Genomic DNA, 3,652 nt, shown 5'->3' with positions numbered 1-3,652 from the left:
AGAGGAATCCGCTTAGGGCCGCCCCGGTGATCCACCGGCAAACGGCCTGCGGCCTAGGGCACCCCGCCGCCGTTCGCGATGGGGGCGCGTCGGCGGGGTGCCCTTTGCCCGTGGATCACCGGGGCGGCAGCCCCGGAGTTGGAGCGGGGGGACTGGTCACCTCCTCCACGATCCGCCGCAACGTGCCGTCTGGCAGGCGCTCAAAGCGAGTGAGGCGAACGGGCTTTTCCAACTCACCGCGCTGAAAGGCGATTGCTTCCTCCAGTCCGGCCTTGATGGAGGCAAAAACGTCGTCATCCATGGGTAAGATCCTCGATGTCGAGTTGCTCCGGGTCCACATGACGGGCCGGTAATTCTGGCTCCAAGCCAAGGAATGACGGCTGAGAAGGCGGCGGCAAGCCATCGCCGGTTGGAAGCTGCATCTCGCCTCGATAGATCGCAGGCAATTCGTGCAGGCGACCGTTCCCAAGCATCTCAGCCGCATCTTGCTCGGCTTCGGACACAAGAATGGCGGCGCTGAACAAGCTATGGCGCAGTCCTTCACGTGGCCCGAACCACGCGACCTGATCGTTCACCACAATCACTCGGACTGTTCCAGTTGGTCCAAGCCTAAGGATGTTGATCCACTTGCGATCATGCAAAATCTTTATAGACCGCTTAATTGTCGCTAGACTTAAACCAGTCAGGTCACTTAACGCCTGATTACTTGCCACAAATGCGTTGTGATCCCCCATCCTTGCCGTTATCTGCACCAGCAACTTAGCTGCGGAAGCGCTTTCTCCCATCAGTTGGGCCATCGCTTCCATGCTCTTGCGCGGCACCTGCACCCATTGCTGACCGCCAGGGCCGGGACCGGGACCTTTCGACAGAGTGACGTGCGTAGCGGTGTGTCTCGGAGGTTCACGCATGACCCTAGCCCGGCTCATAGTTGACTGGAATTATGACAGCACATGTTCAAAATTCGGTCAACCGTGATCGGATTTCATACAGCAAATGAGCCGGGGGTGGCTCACAGCTGGTGAGCCACCGAGGCTCACAGCTGGTGAGCCACCCCCCCCTCACAAGTCATTGAAATAAAAGGGAAAATTTTTTTCCCTCTCTAATGATCTAAGGTTCTTTTTTTGTTCACTATTAAACAAAAAAAAACTGTTGTTTGTTGGGCGGGTGGGTATGTGGGCGAAGGGGGCGGGTGTGCAGCCGTCCACGGGCCGTAGGCCGGTGGGCGGGTGTGCAGCCGTCCCCGGTGCCGCAGGCATCGTCCACATATCCACGCGCCAGCACTTCCCCAAGGTGCAGGGGGTGGGGGGTGTCGGGGGGAGGGGTGGACTGACGATCAACGCGCCAGGAGCGCGCAGGGGGGCTCTGCGAGTGGCTCCGAAGCGATCAGGCTCCAGACGACCCGGAATCGTCCTCAGGGCCTTCCTGGGGCTTCTGCCGGGCTTCTGCGGCCTCTCCGGTCAGCTTCAGCCGAAGCGCTTCGGACTCGCCTTCCAGCGCGTCGTAGGCGGCCTTCACAGCCGGATCGGCCAGGAGCTTGGATTTCAGCACATCGAACGCTGTCATGGGGCACCGTGATCTGTGGGTGAGGGGTAGCCCGGCGTCAGCGGGGCGATTGCTTGGCGGGTGGTGTCGATCCGGGGACTGGAAGGCGATCGACCAGCCCTCGCGTGGCCGTCGCCCAGGCAGCAGTCGCGGCCTCTAGGCGGTCGAACGAGGCTGTGAGGCGGTCCACCGGCACCATGGCAAGCCACCACATGCCCCCTGCCCCGATCAGCAGACCCGCCAGGAAGGCCGCGCAGCCGGTCCAGCCGATGACGGCCCGCTTGCCTTGCCGCAGAGCTTCGCCCGCGTCAGCGGCCATCCTGGCGGCTTCCAGGGCGGTATCTGCCGCTCTGGTGACTTCGCGAGCGGGTGTGGCTGCGCCCTCCTGCACGGCCTGTAGGACGGCGCCAGGGTTGGCGCCGGCGACGGCCTTGGAGAGTTCGCCCACGCGCTTCGCCAGCTCGTCGACACGGGCGCTGTTCCTGTCGATCACGTCGAGAACCGGATTCCCCGTGCTCATCGGCTGAACCCTTTCCAGTCCCGCGAAAGCGTCTGCTTTCGCGCCCGCTGCTGGGAGTCTTGTCGCTGGCGCAGGGCGTTTTCAGCTTCGCGCCATTGGAGGGCCTGCCCGGCGGCGGCGACCTCCGGCAGATCCAGGAAGCTCTTGGCGGCTTCGGCAAGCTGGCGGGCCTTGCTGCCGATCTCCACCCCGAGTTCCAGGGCCTTGGCCTGGACGGTGCGCAGGGTTTCAGCCAGGCGGTCGCGCCATCCCCGATCCTTGCGGACCTCTGAGGCGTCGCGCCAAGCGTGAGCTTCCTCGCTCCGGCCGGTGCGAACCATCGCCGCGGCGACCGGGCCGATTTTCGGCTCAGGAGCGCGGTCAAGCCGGATCGCCTCGATCTCGTCGCCCCGCTGGAGAGCGGCGATCCGCTGTTTCTCCAGCGAGCGGTGATCCAGCCGCTGTTCCAATCCCGCCCGTTCCAGCGAGCGATTGGCGTGGGTGGCCCAGCGTTCGCGGATGGCTTCGATCCCCTGGGGCTGATCCAGGCTCTTGTCCTTGCCCTTGGCGAAGCCGTCGGCCTCCAAGGCGCGGGTGGCAATCAGGATGTGGGCGTGCGGCTGTTTGCCCCCATCCAAAGCATCCGGGGCGTGGATGGAGACGTCAGCCACCAGCCCCTTGGAGGCGAACTCAGTGCGGGCGAAGTCCCTCACCAGTTCGACCTGTTGGGCCAGGGTCAGTTCGCGGGGCAGCGCAACGAGCACTTCCTTGGCCGTGCGCGCGTCTTTGCGCTTCTCTGCCGCGTCGATCCGGTTCCAGAGCGATTGCCGATCCAGCGCCCAGGATGGAGCGTCATCAGGAGCGACGATCTCAGCATGTTCGACGCCGGTTTTGCGGGCGTAGTCGTGCGTGATTTGCTGGCGTTCGTCCCGCAACTCTGAGGCCGAACGGTAGGCAGCAGCGGCGACGCATGAGCGCCCCTGCCCCCTACTGATGTTCTTGACCTCGCAGCGGTAGATTGCCACAGGGAGCGCGCCCGTTTTTCGGTGATCTAGCGCGCCCACATTAGCGAAAACCACGACCGACCGGAAGGGAGGAAGTGCGCGGTTACGTGTTGCTGCGCAACACCCGCGTTCGTCTCGGGGGAATCCCCCCTGCCCGAAGGGCACCCCCCACGCCAGGGCCAGCCCTGGACCCGACCGGCGGGACTTGTCGTCCCCCGGTGCCCCCAACTAGAGTTTCCCTGTCTCGTTGGACAGGGGGAGCACATGGCGAAGACGGCAGCGGAGAAGCTGGCGGAGTTGGAGAAGCAGGCCGAGGCGATCAAGGCCCGCATGCAAGCGATCAAGGCACGCGAGAAGAACGCGGAGCGCAAGGCCGACACGCGCCGGAAGGTCATTCTCGGCGGCTTGCTTCTGGCGAAGGCTGAGCAGGATGACCGCTTCGCCCGCGTGGTGGAGCAGTTGCTCAAGGCGGTCGAGCGTCCCGCTGACCGTGCGGCCTTCGACGGTTGGGAGCCGCCGAAGGTGAAGACAGAGGAATCCGCTTAGGGCCGCCCCGGTGATCCACCGGCAAACGGCCTGCGGCCTAGGGCACCCCGCCGCCGTTCGC

At 64.5% G+C, this 3,652-nt stretch carries 6 protein-coding genes; 1 reads left to right on the top strand and 5 read right to left on the bottom strand.

Annotation, left to right across the window (positions count from 1 at the left end; genetic code table 11):
- Window positions 1-115: 115 nt before the first annotated feature.
- From CRT60_RS00230 to mobQ, 5 genes are all read right to left on the bottom strand, one after another.
- Entirely contained in the window at window positions 116-301 is a 186-nt protein-coding gene (locus CRT60_RS00230) for a hypothetical protein (protein WP_098734456.1), read from the bottom strand.
- Entirely contained in the window at window positions 294-821 is a 528-nt protein-coding gene (locus CRT60_RS00225; protein ID WP_244592184.1) for a helix-turn-helix domain-containing protein, read from the bottom strand. Before CRT60_RS00225 ends, CRT60_RS00230 begins: the two co-directional genes overlap by 8 nt.
- 562 nt (window positions 822-1,383) lie before the next feature.
- Window positions 1,384-1,563, bottom strand: coding sequence for a hypothetical protein (locus CRT60_RS00220; RefSeq protein WP_098734455.1), 180 nt, complete (start codon window positions 1,561-1,563; stop codon window positions 1,384-1,386).
- Between the two features lie 37 nt (window positions 1,564-1,600).
- A complete protein-coding gene (locus CRT60_RS00215; RefSeq protein WP_098734454.1) occupies window positions 1,601-2,062 on the bottom strand; it encodes a hypothetical protein in 462 nt (153 codons plus the stop codon).
- Window positions 2,059-3,066: a MobQ family relaxase gene (gene mobQ, locus CRT60_RS00210; RefSeq protein WP_098734453.1), complete on the bottom strand. Its 1,008-nt coding sequence runs from the start codon at window positions 3,064-3,066 to the stop codon at window positions 2,059-2,061. The genes CRT60_RS00215 and mobQ overlap by 4 nt, the downstream gene beginning before the upstream one ends.
- A 243-nt stretch (window positions 3,067-3,309) precedes the next feature.
- Between mobQ and CRT60_RS00205 the strand changes: the two genes are divergently transcribed.
- The gene (locus CRT60_RS00205) at window positions 3,310-3,591 is read left to right on the top strand and encodes a mobilization protein (RefSeq protein WP_098734452.1); all 282 of its coding nucleotides are present in this window, start codon (window positions 3,310-3,312) and stop codon (window positions 3,589-3,591) included.
- Window positions 3,592-3,652 lie beyond the last annotated feature (61 nt).

The organism is Azospirillum palustre, assembly GCF_002573965.1.
GTDB lineage: Bacteria > Pseudomonadota > Alphaproteobacteria > Azospirillales > Azospirillaceae > Azospirillum > Azospirillum palustre.
This window is presented reverse-complemented; position numbering and strand designations above follow the sequence as displayed.